The sequence below is a fragment of the Pseudomonas sp. NCHU5216 genome, from assembly GCF_052156495.1.
In the GTDB taxonomy this organism is placed as follows: domain Bacteria; phylum Pseudomonadota; class Gammaproteobacteria; order Pseudomonadales; family Pseudomonadaceae; genus Aquipseudomonas.
Genome location: NZ_JBQLIX010000029.1, coordinates 1 through 14,322, shown reverse-complemented (window position 1 = coordinate 14,322; position 14,322 = coordinate 1). Strand labels below are relative to the sequence as shown.

Genomic DNA, 14,322 nt, shown 5'->3' with positions numbered 1-14,322 from the left:
CAGTTGGTGGGGGCGTTTTTTTGTTCTGTGCGGAGGTCGGGGAAGTTGGGCTTGAGACCGGACTGGGAATTCGGTGTTTGTTTTTCTGGTGTCTGTTCCGAATTGCCGCGTTTTTGCTGATGTTTCTGGTTTCGCCCTCCCGGGCGAGTCACTTTGCGGGCAAAGTAACCAAAACCTTCCGCCCGATCATCCGGCCCTGGCTGCGCCAGGGTTCGCTCACTCCATCGCCGTTCCAGAGGCCCGCCGCGGTGGGCCATCCCTGGCCCATCGCGGCTTTCGCGGCATCCATGCCGCTCAACCTCTTCCACGACGATTCCGTTTGCCCTCCTGGGCGGGCTCTGCACGCGCCTGGAGCCACGGTAACTCCCCGGAACTCTGCGTGCTTGATGGGGGCAGCCGTAGGGCGAACTCAGGAGCCTAAGCGAACAGTCCGCCGGGCCATGCCAAGTTCGGCACCACGACTTACGCCTAATACTCCCAATGGCGTACTGCTTCGCGAGTACGCCCTACGCGGAGGCAGCCACACGCATGAAACTGCGCGAATGAAACTATTGGTTTAATTCGACAGCCACCTCGTGGTTCCACTGTTACCAGAACACTCCGAGCATGCCCGGAGCCAATGTACGTTCAGGCGCGCTAACTCCCCCTTCAGGAGGCCGAACGTAGGCATTGCGCAGGGGGCGAGCGGCATGGATGCCGCGAGAGGCTTGAAGGGCCATGGATGGCCCTTGCAAGCCGACCCCGGAGCAATGCCGGAGTGAGGGAAGTCGAGCGAAGCATGACGGGGACGCCTAGTTCCGGATGGCGGGGGTGCGTTTCTTTTGCTTACTTTTCTTTGCGCATTTCAAAGAAAAGTGAGTCGCCCGAGGGGGCGAAACCCGGAATCACTGAACACACAGCAGCGGCGTCCAGCCCCCCCAACAAGCCACCACACCAACACACAAACTCGCCAGTCCGGTATCAAACGAAAATCCCTTCGTCCGCCCCCCTCACACCACAAAACGCCTGCAACTCCAGGCAAAAGCACAGGCCACCGCACTGCACAGTGCAATCACCAACGCCATCGGCACCGCCGACCCATCATGCAGATAGGCCACCAGCGCCGAAGCCCCAGCCGCCACGCTGAACTGCAGGCTACCGAGCAACCCCGACGCACTGCCAGCATGGCGCCCCTGCCCGGCCATGGCGCAAGCCGTGGCATTGGGCAGCACGCAGCCCAGGCTGGCCACGCAGACGAACAACGGCACCATCAATATCCACAGGTTCGCCGGCTGCCAGAGCGCCAAGGCCAACAGCGTCAGGGCGCTGAGCAGATACAGCAGAACCATGCGCCGCAGCCAGGGCGCCGGGCCGCCACGCCGCACCAGGCGCGCATTGACCTGCGCCATCAGCACGAAACCCGCCGCATTGCTGCCGAACAGCCAGCCATAGTGCTCGGCCGGCACACCGTACAGCTCGATGAAGACGAAGGGCGAGCCGGCGATATAGGCGAACATTCCCGCCATCGCCACACCACCAGCCAGGCTGTAGCCCATGAAGGGCCGGTTGCGCAGCAACGCCCAGTACTGGCCGAACGCCCCGCTCAAGGGAGCCGGCTGCACCTGCGCCGAACGTGTTTCCGGCAGCCAGAGCAACACCGCCAGCAGGCACGTCCCGGCAAACAGCGCCAGGCTATAGAAGATCGACGGCCAGCCCAGGGTGCCCAGCAGCAGACCACCGCCCAGCGGCGCCAGGATCGGCGCCAGGCCCATCACCAGCACCAGTTGCGAGAATACCTTGGCCGAGGCCAGTGGATCGCACAGATCACGCACCACGGCGCGAGTGATGACCATGCCGGCGCAGCCACCCAGGGCCTGCACGAAGCGCGCACCGATCAACCATTCCAGGCTCGGTGCCAAGGCACAGGCCAGCGAGGCCAGGGTGAACAGCGTGACCCCGATCAGCAGCGGTATACGCCGCCCGAAGCGGTCAGCCAGCGGCCCGTAGAACAGTTGCCCGAGGGAGATCCCGATGAAGTAGGCCGCCAGCGATAGCTGCACGTGCTCCACATCGGTGGCGAATTGCCGCGCCAAGGTCGGGAAGCTAGGCAGGTAGAAGTCGATGGCCAGAGGGCCGAAGGCACAGAGAGCGCCCAGGATGAGCAGAATTCGCAGCGACATGATGATCCAGGTCTTTTATTAGCCGGCTAATCATCTCACTGCCGTAGCCCACGATAAACCCTGGCGCCCTCGATCTGACGAATACCTGGGGATTCAGCCTTACTGTGGCTGCCTGCCACCCAGGCAAAATCGGTAAACTGGCCCCATCCGAAATGACCTCCCCGGCCCTCATGCGCAGAACCAAAGAAGATGCGGAGAAGACCCGCGTAGCCATTCTCAACGCCGCCGAGCAATTGTTCCTCGAGCGCGGCGTCGCTCACACCAGCCTCGAGCAGATCGCTCGCGAGGCCGGCGTGACCCGTGGCGCGGTGTACTGGCACTTCCAGAACAAGGCGCACCTGTTCCACGAGATGCTCAACCAGGTGCGCCTGCCGCTGGAGCCGCTGGCCGAACAACTGGCGGCGGTCGACGGCATGGCCTCGCTGCAACTGCTGCGCGACCTGTGCGTGGAAGCCATGGCCAACCTGGTGTTCGACGAGCAGCGTCGGCGCATCCTCACCGTGCTGCTGCGCCGCTGCGAATTTACCGAGGAGCTGCGCGAAGCCGAAGAACGCCACGAAGCCTTCGTCAATCAGTTCATCGCGCTGTGCGAGCAGCAGTTCGCCCTGCCGGCCGTGCAGGCGCAACTGCGCCCGGGCATCACCCCGCGCCTGGCCTCACGCGCCCTGCACGCCATGCTGGTGGGCCTGTTCAGCGACTGGCTGCGCGACCCCACACTGTTCGACGCGCAGCACGACACCCCGGCGATATTCGACAGTTGCCTGCGCGGCCTGCTGCTGAACTGGCCCTGACTCAGGCCGGCTGCACGGCGTAGCCTTCCTCGCGAATCGCCGCCTGCACCTGCTCGGCATCCAGTCTGTCGCTGACCTGCACCCGACCGGCAGCCAGATCCACCTCCACCTCGGCAGCAGCGTCCAGCGCCTTGATCGCCTGAGTAATGGCACGTACGCAGTGCCCGCATGACATGCCGCTGACCTTGAACGCTTGCATGGCTGACTCCTTGATCCGTTGGTCGATGGGTGTAGTCTCGACCTTGCCACGGTGGCAAGGTCAAGCCCTTGTCCCGCATCACCCACCTCCATCGAGGACTGCCAGCATGCGTCCACACCCTCTGCTGCTTGCCACGTTCCTGGCAGCCAACGCCGTTGCCGAACCGCTGACGCCCCTGGTGGACAGCGCCCAGGGCGAAGGTTATGCGGTGCTGATCGTGTCCCGCGAGCGCCTGGAGGTCGGCACCACCTGCGAGGTGGCCCTGTATCTGCACGACCAGATGGCCGCACGGCTGTACCAGGGCCAGTCGGTGTCGTTCAACCTGCCACCGGGTGAAGTCTCGCTACGCCTGGGCCTGACCGGAACCGGCAGTTGCCAGGATGGCATCGCCCAGTTGCGCAACCAGTCGCTGCAACTGCGTGCCGGGGAGATCCGCCGCTACCGCATCGCCATGGACGCCGACGGCCTGCGACTGCGTGACGCGCCGCCGATCAACTGAATGCTTGACCTTGCCATAGGGTCAAGGTTGATCCTGTAGCCATCGCACTACGGGAGCTTGAGATGACCACCTTCGCTCTACCCATACAGGGCATGACCTGCGCCAGTTGCGCCGGGCGCATCGAACGCGCGCTGCGCAAGCTGCCGGATGTCACCAGCGTCAGCGTCAACCTGGCCAGCGAGCAGGCCCGCGTCGATGCGCCGGGCGAGCGCCTGCCGCAGTTGATCGAGGCCATCGAAGGCGCAGGCTACAGCGTGCCCAGGCAATCCCTGGAGCTGGCCATCGAAGGCATGACCTGCGCCAGTTGCGTCGGCCGCATCGAACGCGCCCTGGGCAAGCTGCCTGGGGTCAGCCAGGTGACCGTCAACCTCGCCGACGAGAAGGCGCGCCTGCAGGTGCTGGCCGGTTTCGAGCCACGCCAGGCCGTGGAAGCGGTCAGCGCCGCCGGCTACGGTGCAACCCTGCTCGACGACGCGCGCCCCGACACGGATCGCGCCCATCAGCGCCTGCGCCGTGAACGCCTGACCCTGCTCGCCGCCATCGCCCTCAGTCTGCCGCTGGTGCTGCCGATGCTGGTGGAACCCCTGGGCCTGCATTGGGCGCTGCCGGCCTGGGTGCAGTTCGCACTGGCCACGCCGGTGCAGTTCATCTTCGGCGCGCGCTTCTACCGCGCGGCCTGGCAGGCACTCAAGGCGCGTGCCGGCAACATGGATCAACTGGTGGCCATCGGCACCAGCGCCGGCTACGGCCTGAGCCTGTACCAGTGGGCGGTGACGCCGGCCGGGCAGACGCCGCACCTGTACTTCGAGGCCTCGGCGGTGATCATCAGCCTGATCCTGCTCGGCAAATACCTGGAAAGCCGCGCCAAGCGCCAGACCGCCAGCGCCATCCGCGCCCTACAGGCCCTGCGCCCGGATCACGCCACGCGCCTGCAAGGCGGCCGCGAAGAGCAGGTCGCCATCGACGCCCTGGCTCTGGGCGACCAGGTGCTGGTCAAACCCGGCGAGCGCTTCCCGGTGGACGGCGAGGTCATTGAGGGCCGCAGCCATGCCGACGAAGCGCTGATCAGCGGCGAGAGCCTGCCAGTGGCCAAGCAGCCCGGCGACAAGGTCACTGCCGGTGCCATCAACGGTGAAGGTCGCTTGCTGGTGAACACCACCGCACTGGGCGCGGAAACCGTGCTGGCGCGCATCATCCGCCTGGTGGAGGATGCCCAGGCCGCCAAGGCGCCGATCCAGAAGCTGGTGGACAAGGTCAGCCAGGTGTTCGTCCCCGCTGTGCTGCTGCTGGCCCTGGCCACCCTGCTTGGCTGGCTGATGTTCGGCGCAGCGCTGGAAAATGCCCTGCTCAATGCCGTGGCGGTGCTGGTGATCGCCTGCCCCTGCGCCCTCGGCCTGGCCACGCCGACTGCGATCATGGCCGGCACCGGCGTTGCCGCGCGTCATGGCATCCTGATCAAGGACGCCGAAGCCCTGGAGGTGGCGCACGCTATCCAGCAGATCGCCTTCGACAAGACCGGCACCCTCACCGAAGGCAAGCCGCGTATCGTCCATATCGGCCTGGGCGAGGCCGATGAAACCAAGCTGCTGCGCCTGGCCGGAGGCCTGCAGCAGGGCAGCGAACACCCGCTGGCCAAGGCCGTGCTGCAAAGCTGCGAAGAACGCGACATCGCCCTGCCGGCCCTGAGCGACAGCCGCGTGCTGGCCGGGCGTGGCATCGCCGGTACGCTGGAAGGCCGCTCACTGCAACTGGGCAGCAGCCGCCTGTTGCAGGAACACAAGCTGGCCATGGGCGCGCTGGAGCAATCCGCGCACGCCTGGGAGACCGAAGGGCGCACCCTGTCCTGGCTCCTGGAAACTGGTGACCAACCCCGCCTGCTCGGCCTGCTGGCCTTCGGTGACGCACTCAAGAGCGGAGCCGCCGAGGCCATCGCGCAGTTGCGCGAACAGGGCATCAGCAGCCATCTGATCAGCGGTGACAACCAGGGCAGCGTGGCGGCGGTGGCCAGCGAGCTGGGCATCGACGAGCCCCACGCCCAGGTACTGCCGGAGGACAAGGCGCGACTGGTCGGCGAACTACGTCAGCATGGCCCGGTTGCCATGGTCGGCGACGGCATCAACGATGCACCGGCCCTGGCCGCCGCCGATGTCGGCATCGCCATGGGCAGCGGTACCGATGCCGCCATGCACGCCGCCGGCATCACCCTGATGCGCGGCGACCCGCGCCTGGTGCCCGCCGCGCTGGACATCAGCCGGCGTACCTACGCGAAGATCCGCCAAAACCTGTTCTGGGCTTTCATCTACAACCTGATCGGCATACCGCTGGCCGCAGCCGGCCTGCTCAACCCGATGTTCGCCGGTGCCGCCATGGCCCTGTCCAGCGTCAGCGTGGTGAGCAACGCGCTGCTGCTCAGCCGCTGGAGACCACGCCCATGAATATCGGCCAGGCCGCCAAACACACCGGCCTCAGCGCCAAGATGATTCGCTACTACGAGTCCATCGACCTGCTGCCGCGCGCCGGGCGTACGCAGAGCGGTTATCGCCAGTACAACGAGCAGGATCTGCACCGCCTGGCCTTCATCAAGCGGGCGCGCGATCTGGGCTTCTCGCTGGAGGAAGTCAGCCGGCTGCTGGCGCTATGGCAGGACAAGCAGCGCGCCAGTGCCGATGTAAAAGCGCTGGCCGAGGCGCATATCGCCGAGCTGGAACGGCGCATCGCCGAGATGAGCGCCCTGCGCGACACCCTGGCCGAGCTGGCCGCCAGTTGCCAGGGCGATGGGCGGCCGGACTGCCCCATCCTGCACGGGCTGGAGCAAGGGTTGGACGATGCGACGCCTTGCTGCGCGACGCCACCTCGTGACTGATCAGGCCGCTTCCATGGCCAAGGGCTGAGCTTCGGGCTGCTTGATCAACGCATAGACCACCCCGGTCAGCAGGCTGCCGGCGACGATGGCCAGCAGATACAGCAGCGCATGGTTGATGGCGTTGGGGATCAGCAGCACGAACAGGCCGCCGTGCGGCGCCATCAGCTTGCAGCCGAAGTACATCGACAGCGCGCCGGTCAGCGCACCACCGGCGATGCTGGCCGGGATCACCCGCAGCGGATCCTTGGCAGCAAAGGGAATCGCCCCCTCGGAGATAAAGCACAGTCCCAGCACCCCGGCGGCCTTGCCGGCCTGGCGCTCGCTGTCGGCGAACTTGCGCCGCGCCAGCACGGTGGCGATGGCCATGCCGATCGGCGGCACCATACCGGCGGCCATGGTCGCCGCCATCGGCGCATAGCTGCTCGACGCCAGCAGGCCAACGGAGAAGGCGTAGGCGGCCTTGTTGATCGGCCCGCCAAGATCCACGCACATCATGCCGCCGAGCAGCACGCCGAGGAGAATGGCGTTGGTGCTGCCCATGCCGTCGAGGAAAGTGGTCAACGACTGCAGCATGCCGGCCACCGGGGTGCCGACCACGTAGATCATCACCAGGCCGGTGAACAGGCTGGCCAGCAGTGGGATGATCAGAATGGGCTTGAGCGCCTCGACGCTGGCCGGCAGGCGCACCCACTGTGCCAGGGCCTTGGCCGAATAACCGGCGAGAAAACCAGCGACGATACCACCGATGAAGCCCGCGCCCAGCGAGCTGGCCAGCAGGCCGCCGATCATCCCCGGCGCCAGGCCCGGACGATCCGCGATGGAATAGGCAATGTAACCGGCCAGTACCGGCACCATCAGCTTGAACGCGGCGTCGCCGCCAATCTTCATCAGGGCAGCGGCGAAGGTGCCCTCCTCCTTGAACGCCTCAATGCCGAAGACGAAGGACAAGGCGATCAGCAGACCACCGGCCACCACCATCGGCAGCATGTAGGACACACCGGTCAGCAGGTGCTTGTAGGGCCCGCTCTTTTCGCCACTCTTGGCAGGCGCACTGCCCTCGACCGACGCGGCCTCGGCCAGCGGTCGCGCTTCGTTCAGCGCACGCTCCAGGGTCTGCTGCGGCTGCTTGAGCGCCACGCCGGTGCCGCAACGGTAGACCTTCTTGCCGGCGAAGCGGCTGGTGTCCACCTCGATATCGGTGGCCAGCAGCACAGCATCGGCGGCGGCGATGGCGGCCTCGTCCAGCAGGTTGCGCGCGCCCACCGAGCCACGGGTTTCCACCTGCAGCTCGATGCCCATGCGCGCGGCGGCCTGCTGCAGCGCTTCGGCGGCCATGAAGGTGTGCGCTACGCCGGTCGGGCAAGCGGTGATGGCCACCAGACGGCGCGAACCGCTGGTTGCTGGCATGGCAACGGCCTGATAGGGCTCGGCACGCTCGGCCGCCTCGCGCAGAAAGCGCTGCGGCTCGGCCAGCGCCTCGGCTGGCGTGGATTGCACCAGGCGCTTGCCGGCGAAGCGGGCCAACGGCAGGTCGCCGGTCTTGACCACCAGCACCCAGTCAGCGGCGGCGATATCGGCCTCGCTCAGCGGCGAGCCGATGGCGCGAGAGTCATGCACCTCGACCTTGGCTTTCCAGCCCAGGCGCTCGGCGGCGGCCTGCAGCAAGCGCGAACAGAGCACGCTGGTGACCTGGCCGTTGGGGCAGGCGGTGACGATCAACAGATTCATGGTCGGGGCCTCTTATTCTTGCAAGGGCTGTAGCTGGACAGCGGCCTGCAGCCGCGCCAGTTGGTCGATATCGTGAATGCCGAAGCCGATCTGGGTGACCGCCTGCGCGGCCACCGCCGTGGCCAGGCGCAGAGTGCGCTCGGCCGGCCAGCCTTCGAGCAGGCCGTGCAGGCTGGCGGCTAGCAGCGAATCGCCGGCGCCCACCGTGCTGGCCACCTCGACCCGTGGCGGCAGCGCGCGCAGGGCGATGTTCGGGCCATGCCAGTCGACGCCCTCGGCGCCGCGTGACAGCAGGATGTGCTCGATACCCTGCCCGCGCAGGCGCGCCACTGCCGCCGCCAGATCGGCGCCGCAGGCCTCGGCCAGTTCCTCTTCGTTGGGCTTGATCAGCCAGGGCGTGACGCTCAGCGCAGCACTCAGCGCCGCGCCGCTGCTGTCCACGGCCAGCGGCAAGCCGGCGCTCTTGATCCGCTTGAGCAGGCTGGCGAACCACTCGGGCGATACGCCACGCGGCAGGCTGCCGGCCACCACCACGGCGTCATGCCCGGCCAGCAGTGGCTGCAGCTCATTCAGCAGTTGTGCCAGATGAGCGTCCTCGATCTGCGGGCCGGGGCCGTTGAGGTCGGTGATGCGCCCGTCGGCTTCGGCCAGCTTGATATTGCTGCGCGTCTCGCCCGGCACACGAACGAACAGGTCACGAAAGCCGCGCTTGTGCATCAACGCCTCGAACGGCGCGGCGTTGGCGCGGCCAAGAAAGCCGCTGACGCTCAGCGTGTGGCCGAGGTCGGCCAGCACCTGGGCGACGTTCAGCCCCTTGCCGGCGGCATGGCTGGCAAAATCCCGGCAGCGGTTGACCGCGCCGGGCTGCAACTGGTCTAGGCGCAGGGTCAGATCCAGCGCCGGGTTCAGGGTCAGGGTGAGAATCCGTGCCATCAGTGCAAGCCTCCGGCCAGGGCGCGCACGGCGACCGCGCTCTCCAGGGTCAGCGCGCGCTGCGCCAGGGTGCGCGCCTCACGGCTGTCCAACTCGCGCACGCGCGCCTTGACCAGGGCGATGCTGCGCGGCGACACGCTCAGCTCGTCCACCCCCAGGCCCACCAGCAGCGGCACGGCCAGGCGGTCGCCGGCCAGTTCGCCGCATACGCCCACCCATTTGCCGTGGGCGTGGGCCGCCTCTACCGTCATGGCGATCAGGCGCAGCACCGCCGGATGCAGGCCGTCGGCCTGGGCCGAGAGCTGCGGGTGGCCACGGTCGATGGCCAGGCAGTATTGGGTCAGGTCGTTGGTGCCGATGCTGAAGAAGTCCACTTCGCGCGCCAGCAAAGGTGCCAGCAGCGCCGCCGAGGGCACTTCGATCATGATGCCCAGTTGCAGATCCTGCACCGGGATTTCCTCACGCAGGCGCTGCGCCAGGTCACGCGCGGTACGCCACTCTTCCATCGTGCCGACCATGGGGAACATGATGCGCAGCGGGCGCCCTGCGGCCGAGGTCAGCAGGGCGCGCAACTGGGTTTCGAGAATTTCCGGACGCTGCAGGCTGAGGCGGATGCCGCGCACGCCGAGGAAGGGGTTCTCCTCGGCCGGCATCGGCCAGTAGGGCAGCGGCTTGTCACCGCCGACATCCAGGGTGCGCACCACCAGCGGGCGCCCACCCAAGGCTTCGAGCACGCGGCGGTACTCGCGCTCCTGGGCCGCCTGGCTCGGCGCCTGAGCGTGCTCCATGAACACCAGCTCGGTGCGCAGCAGGCCCACGGCCTCGGCACCCAGCTCGACGGCACCCACCGTTTCGCTGGCCGCGCCGATATTGGCGGCCACCTCCACCTGCACGCCGTCGCGGGTCAGCGCTGGTTCGAGGCGGGTGGCGTGGGCCTGCTCGCGGCGCTGCTGCTCAGCCTCGCGTTCGCGCACGGCCTGCTGCCGGGTGGCTTCGTCCGGGTCGATGCGCACCAGGCCGCTGTCGCCATCGAGCAGCAGCGGCGTGCCCTGGGCCAGCGCCAGGATCGCCTCGCCGGCACCGACCACCGCCGGGATACCCAGAGCACGAGCGATGATCGCACTGTGCGCGGTGGCGCCACCGTTGGCGGTGAGGATTCCGGCCACACGTTGGCGATCCAGGGCGGCGACGTCCGACGGCGCCACCTCGCTCATCACCAGCACATAGGGTTCGTCGGGTTCGCGCGGCAGCTCGATGCCGCACAGATGCGCCAGCACACGGCGGCCGATGTCGCGCAGATCGGCGGCACGCTCGGCCAGCAGAATGTCGTGCAGGGCTTCCTGGCGCTGCGCGGCGGTCTCGATCTCCTGCTGCCAGGCGGCTTCGGCGCTGGCACCGGTCTCCAGGCGGGCGTCGACGTCCTCGCGCAAGGCCGGATCCTCCAGCATGGCCAGGTGCGCGCTGAAGATTTCGCGAATGCTGGCCACTCCGGCGCCATCCACCAGGCGCTGGATCTGCGCGGCAATGGCAGCCAGGGCTTCATTCAGACGCTGGCGTTCGCTGTCCACGCCGGCGCCCTGCTCGGCGAACTCGAAACGCGGCATCACCCGCACCAGCGCCGGGCCCATGGCGATGCCGGGCGAAGCGGCGACTGCCTGTACCTTGCTGCCAGCAGGCGGCGCCAGCAACGGCTCCTCGGCCAGCACGGCGGGCACTTCCGCCGCCTCGTTCAACAGCGGCTCCACTGCTTCACCAAGGCCGCTTTCCACCGCGGCGCGCAGCGCCGGCAGCGCGTCGGCGGCGATTTCCGGCGCGGCGCTGAACTCCAGCACCTGGCCGCGTCGGGCGCCGAGGGCCAGCAGCCGGCTGAGGCTCTTGGCGGAGACCCCGGCGCCTTCGTCACCGAGCAGGCGCACCCGCACCTCGCCGTCGAAGCGCTGCGCCAGTTCGCTCAGCGCCTTGGCCGGGCGGGCATGCAGACCATGGGCATTGAGCAGGGGCACCGCCACCTTGGGCCAGTCCGGCGCCACCTCGCCGCCGAGCGCTTCGATCACCCGGCGGCTGTCGTTGGCTTCGCTCAACTCGGCGGCTCGACCACCGATCAGCACGTCGCACAGACGCTCCAGGGCCTGGCGATGCGCCTCCCCCTGGCTGGCCAGGCAGAACAGGCCCTTGAGCGGCTCCCCACGAAAGCTCAGGGCTTGCGCCGGGGTGACGAAGGCCAGACCGGGGCGCTGCACGCTCTGCTCGCTGTGCAGCCACCACAGGCCATCCCCCAGCGGCAGTGCTTCGCTGCGCGCCAGGCCGAGGGCGAAGCCGCTGCTGGCACAACCGGCCTGGCGCAGCAGGCGCGCGCCCTGCCACAGCAATTCGTCGAAGTCTTCGGCAGCCAGGCCCAGGCTGACCAGTTGCCCATCCAGCGCCAGCGCCTGCGGCGCGCCCTGCAGCAGCTCGACGATCTGCTCGGGCTCACGGGCCTCGCGCAGCGCCTGGCTCAGGTCACCCTCACCGAGGGCACGGGTAAGCAGTTGCAGCAGGTGCAGGTGTTCGTCCGACTGCGCGGCGATGGCGATGGCCAGGTACACCTGTTGGCCGTTGCCCCAGTCCACTCCCTCGGGGAACTGGATCAGGCGCACGCCGGTGTTGAGTACCTGATCGCGGGTTTGTGGCGTGCCGTGAGGAATGGCGATGCCTTGGCCCAGGTAGGTCGAGCCTTGCGCTTCGCGCGCGCGCAGCCCTTCGAGATAACTCGGGGTGGCCAGGCCGCCGGCCGCCAGTGCCTCGCCAATCATGGCCAGTGCCGCCGACTTGTCCGCCGCCTGGCGGCCCATCTGGATCTGGCTGGCATCGAGTTCGAGCATGGGGGTTACCTCCGGCAGCTTGGAGCCGGTGACCAGCCTGGGCGGCACCGACGATGAATCTTGTTATGGGTTGAAAGCCTGTGAAAAAACTATCAGTGAAGACTAGGCGCTGCATGGCACCCGGTATTCGTCTATCTGGCCTGGCACTGACCAATCAATTGCTGAAACGTTTCACCTGACACTGGCACCTTAGCCGATAATGGGTAATCCTTGAAGCCCGATCATCGCCTCCCCGTTCAGGATTCGCCCGTGAAACTCAGCGACATCGCCCGCCTCGCGCAGGTCTCGGTGACCACCGCCAGCTATGTGATCAACGGCCAGGCCGAGAAGCGCCGAATCAGCCAGAGCACCGTCGAGCGCGTGCTCGCGGTGGTCGAGGAGAATGGTTACCGCCCGGATCAGCAGGCCGCCAGCCTGCGCCGCGGGCAAAGCCGCTGCCTGGGCTTCATCCTGCCGGATCTGGAAAACCCCAGCTATGCGCGCCTGGCCAAACTGCTGGAACAGAAGGCGCGTGCCGCCGGCTATCAGATGCTGATTGCCAGCTCCGACGACGACCCGCACAGCGAACGGCAGTTGCTCGAGCTGTTCCGCTCGCGTCGCTGCGATGCGCTGATCGTTGCCAGTTGCCTGCCGCCGGACGACCCGCTGTACCCCGAACTGGTGGCCGTCGGGCTGCCGATCATCGCCGTGGATCGGGCGCTGTCGCCGCAGCATATCCGCTCGGTGGTCAGCGATGACGAGGCCGCCGGGCGCCAGCTCACCAGCAGCCTGCTGCCGACCAGGCCCCGCCATATCGGCCTGCTCGCCGCGCGCCCGGAACTGGTCATCAGCCAGGCACGCGAGCGCGGCTTTCGCCAGGCCCTGGAGGGTTTCGAGGGGCGCATCAGCGTCTACTACGGCGAGCAGTTCAACCGCCGCAGCGGTTACCAGCAGATGCAGGCCCTGCTCGCCGAAGCCGGCCCGCCCGATGCCCTGGTCAGCACCGCCTACGTGCTGCTCGAAGGGGTGTTCGACCTGCTCCAGGAGAAACCGCAGAGCACCTGGTCAGCATTGCGCCTGGCCACCTTCGGCGACAATCAGTTGCTGGACTTCTTGCCCTTGCGGGTCAACGCCATGTGCCAGCAGCACGAGCGCATCGCCGAACGGGTGTTGACCTGGGCTCTGCGTGCGGTGGAGCAGGACGACTACCAACCGGGTGTCGAGGCCATCGAGCGCAGCTTTCTGGCGCGTGCCTAGGGTCAGTTGACACCAGGGCCTGAAAAACTCGCCAACGCCCCCGACATTGGCAGTAAGCTGAACCCTCGCCCATTGGTTATGCCTGCTCATGCGCCTGATCGACACTCATACCCATCTGGATTTTTCGGAATTCGACACCGACCGCAACGCGGTGCTCGCCCGCTGCCGCGACCGGGGTGTCGAGCGCCTGGTGGTGCTCGGCGTGTACCAGGACAACTGGCAGCGCCTGTGGCAGTTGGTGGAGGCGAACGAAGGACTGCATGCCGCCTTCGGCCTGCATCCGGTATATCTGGACGATCATCGCCCGGAGCACCTGGAGCAGTTGCGCGACTGGCTGGAACGTCTGGCCGGGCAGCGCAAGTTGTGCGCCGTTGGTGAATTCGGCTTGGACTACTACCTCGAACACCTCGACCGCACGCGCCAGCAGGCGCTGTTCGAGGCGCAGCTGGAACTGGCCGCCGAGTTCGAGTTACCGGCGCTGCTGCACGTCCGCCGCGCCCATGCTGCGACCATCGCCACCCTGAAGCGCTTTCGCCTGCACCGTGGCGGCATCATCCATGCCTTTGCCGGCAGCTACGAGGAAGCTCGCGAATACATCAAGCTGGGTTTTCGCCTCGGCCTCGGCGGCGCGGCCACCTGGGCGCAAGCCAAGCGCCTGCACAAGGTGGTGGCAGAGCTGCCGCTGGAGGCCATCGTGCTGGAAACCGACGCGCCGGACATGGCGCCATCGATGCATGCCCACCAGCGCAACAGCCCGGAGTATCTGCCGGAAATCTGCAGCGTCCTGGCGCTGCTGCGCGACATGGACGCCACCGAGCTGGCCGAGGCCAGCAGCCGCAATGCCGAGCATTTGTTCGGTTGGAAATAAGGTTCTTCGCGGAATCTCGGGAAAATCAGTGGTTGACACTGGACTGGCAAGTTTGTGTGTTGTTTTCGGTGTTCAAGCTGCTTATCGGCGCTTAGCTGACGTCTCCCATTTCGCCCCCCGGCGACCTTCTTTTGTCAAACGCCACAAAAGAAGGCAAAAAGGCTTGGCCCCGCCATCCGGCCCCG

Annotated in this window: 11 protein-coding genes; 6 read left to right on the top strand and 5 right to left on the bottom strand. The window is 67.2% G+C overall.

Going from position 1 to position 14,322, the window contains the following annotated elements; genetic code table 11:
* Positions 1-989: 989 nt before the first annotated feature.
* Positions 990-2,159, bottom strand: a complete 1,170-nt coding sequence (locus ACSVIK_RS18405) for a Bcr/CflA family multidrug efflux MFS transporter (RefSeq protein WP_442445680.1) — start codon at positions 2,157-2,159, stop codon at positions 990-992.
* Between the two features lie 170 nt (positions 2,160-2,329).
* On the opposite strand from ACSVIK_RS18405, the gene ACSVIK_RS18400 reads away from it, so the two are divergent.
* On the top strand, positions 2,330-2,950 hold the full coding sequence (locus ACSVIK_RS18400) for a TetR family transcriptional regulator (RefSeq protein ID WP_442445679.1): 621 nt from the start codon (positions 2,330-2,332) through the stop codon (positions 2,948-2,950).
* A 1-nt stretch (position 2,951) separates the two neighbouring features.
* Here ACSVIK_RS18400 and ACSVIK_RS18395 read toward each other — a convergent pair whose 3' ends face one another.
* A complete protein-coding gene (locus tag ACSVIK_RS18395) occupies positions 2,952-3,149 on the bottom strand; it encodes a heavy-metal-associated domain-containing protein (RefSeq protein ID WP_442445678.1) in 198 nt (65 codons plus the stop codon).
* Positions 3,150-3,255: 106 nt separating this feature from the next.
* Here ACSVIK_RS18395 and ACSVIK_RS18390 point away from each other — a divergent pair, with 106 nt between their 5' ends.
* From ACSVIK_RS18390 to cueR, 3 genes are all read left to right on the top strand, one after another.
* On the top strand, positions 3,256-3,648 hold the full coding sequence (locus ACSVIK_RS18390; protein WP_268181412.1) for a hypothetical protein: 393 nt from the start codon (positions 3,256-3,258) through the stop codon (positions 3,646-3,648).
* Positions 3,649-3,710: 62 nt separating this feature from the next.
* Positions 3,711-6,083 (top strand): heavy metal translocating P-type ATPase, encoded by a 2,373-nt coding sequence (locus tag ACSVIK_RS18385; RefSeq protein ID WP_442445677.1) that lies wholly within the window; start codon positions 3,711-3,713, stop codon positions 6,081-6,083.
* On the top strand, positions 6,080-6,511 hold the full coding sequence (cueR, locus tag ACSVIK_RS18380; RefSeq protein WP_442445676.1) for a Cu(I)-responsive transcriptional regulator: 432 nt from the start codon (positions 6,080-6,082) through the stop codon (positions 6,509-6,511). Before ACSVIK_RS18385 ends, cueR begins: the two co-directional genes overlap by 4 nt.
* On the opposite strand, the gene ACSVIK_RS18375 is transcribed toward cueR, so the two are convergent.
* From ACSVIK_RS18375 to ptsP, 3 genes are read right to left on the bottom strand one after another with little or no spacing between them, the layout of a single operon-like run.
* Positions 6,512-8,239, bottom strand: coding sequence for a fructose-specific PTS transporter subunit EIIC (locus ACSVIK_RS18375; protein ID WP_442445675.1), 1,728 nt, complete (start codon positions 8,237-8,239; stop codon positions 6,512-6,514).
* A gap of 12 nt (positions 8,240-8,251) precedes the next feature.
* On the bottom strand, positions 8,252-9,172 hold the full coding sequence (gene pfkB, locus ACSVIK_RS18370) for a 1-phosphofructokinase (protein WP_442445674.1): 921 nt from the start codon (positions 9,170-9,172) through the stop codon (positions 8,252-8,254).
* Positions 9,172-12,033: a phosphoenolpyruvate--protein phosphotransferase gene (gene ptsP / locus ACSVIK_RS18365; RefSeq protein ID WP_442445673.1), complete on the bottom strand. Its 2,862-nt coding sequence runs from the start codon at positions 12,031-12,033 to the stop codon at positions 9,172-9,174. The genes pfkB and ptsP overlap by 1 nt, the downstream gene beginning before the upstream one ends.
* Positions 12,034-12,282: 249 nt before the next feature.
* Here ptsP and cra point away from each other — a divergent pair, with 249 nt between their 5' ends.
* The gene (gene cra, locus ACSVIK_RS18360) at positions 12,283-13,269 is read left to right on the top strand and encodes a catabolite repressor/activator (protein WP_442445672.1); all 987 of its coding nucleotides are present in this window, start codon (positions 12,283-12,285) and stop codon (positions 13,267-13,269) included.
* An 88-nt stretch (positions 13,270-13,357) separates the two neighbouring features.
* Complete coding sequence (locus ACSVIK_RS18355) at positions 13,358-14,137, top strand: TatD family hydrolase (RefSeq protein WP_442445671.1); 780 nt, start codon at positions 13,358-13,360, stop codon at positions 14,135-14,137.
* Positions 14,138-14,322: the final 185 nt, after the last annotated feature.

Bases quoted from the DNA above. Each gene is read 5' to 3' on its own strand.
- ACSVIK_RS18405 (WP_442445680.1), bottom strand. From the start codon at position 2,159: ATGTCGCTGCGAATTCTGCTCATCCTGGGCGCTCTCTGTGCCTTCGGC.
- ACSVIK_RS18400 (WP_442445679.1), top strand. From the start codon at position 2,330: ATGCGCAGAACCAAAGAAGATGCGGAGAAGACCCGCGTAGCCATTCTC.
- ACSVIK_RS18395 (WP_442445678.1), bottom strand. From the start codon at position 3,149: ATGCAAGCGTTCAAGGTCAGCGGCATGTCATGCGGGCACTGCGTACGT.
- ACSVIK_RS18390 (WP_268181412.1), top strand. From the start codon at position 3,256: ATGCGTCCACACCCTCTGCTGCTTGCCACGTTCCTGGCAGCCAACGCC.
- ACSVIK_RS18385 (WP_442445677.1), top strand. From the start codon at position 3,711: ATGACCACCTTCGCTCTACCCATACAGGGCATGACCTGCGCCAGTTGC.
- cueR (WP_442445676.1), top strand. From the start codon at position 6,080: ATGAATATCGGCCAGGCCGCCAAACACACCGGCCTCAGCGCCAAGATG.
- ACSVIK_RS18375 (WP_442445675.1), bottom strand. From the start codon at position 8,239: ATGAATCTGTTGATCGTCACCGCCTGCCCCAACGGCCAGGTCACCAGC.
- pfkB (WP_442445674.1), bottom strand. From the start codon at position 9,172: ATGGCACGGATTCTCACCCTGACCCTGAACCCGGCGCTGGATCTGACC.
- ptsP (WP_442445673.1), bottom strand. From the start codon at position 12,033: ATGCTCGAACTCGATGCCAGCCAGATCCAGATGGGCCGCCAGGCGGCG.
- ACSVIK_RS18355 (WP_442445671.1), top strand. From the start codon at position 13,358: ATGCGCCTGATCGACACTCATACCCATCTGGATTTTTCGGAATTCGAC.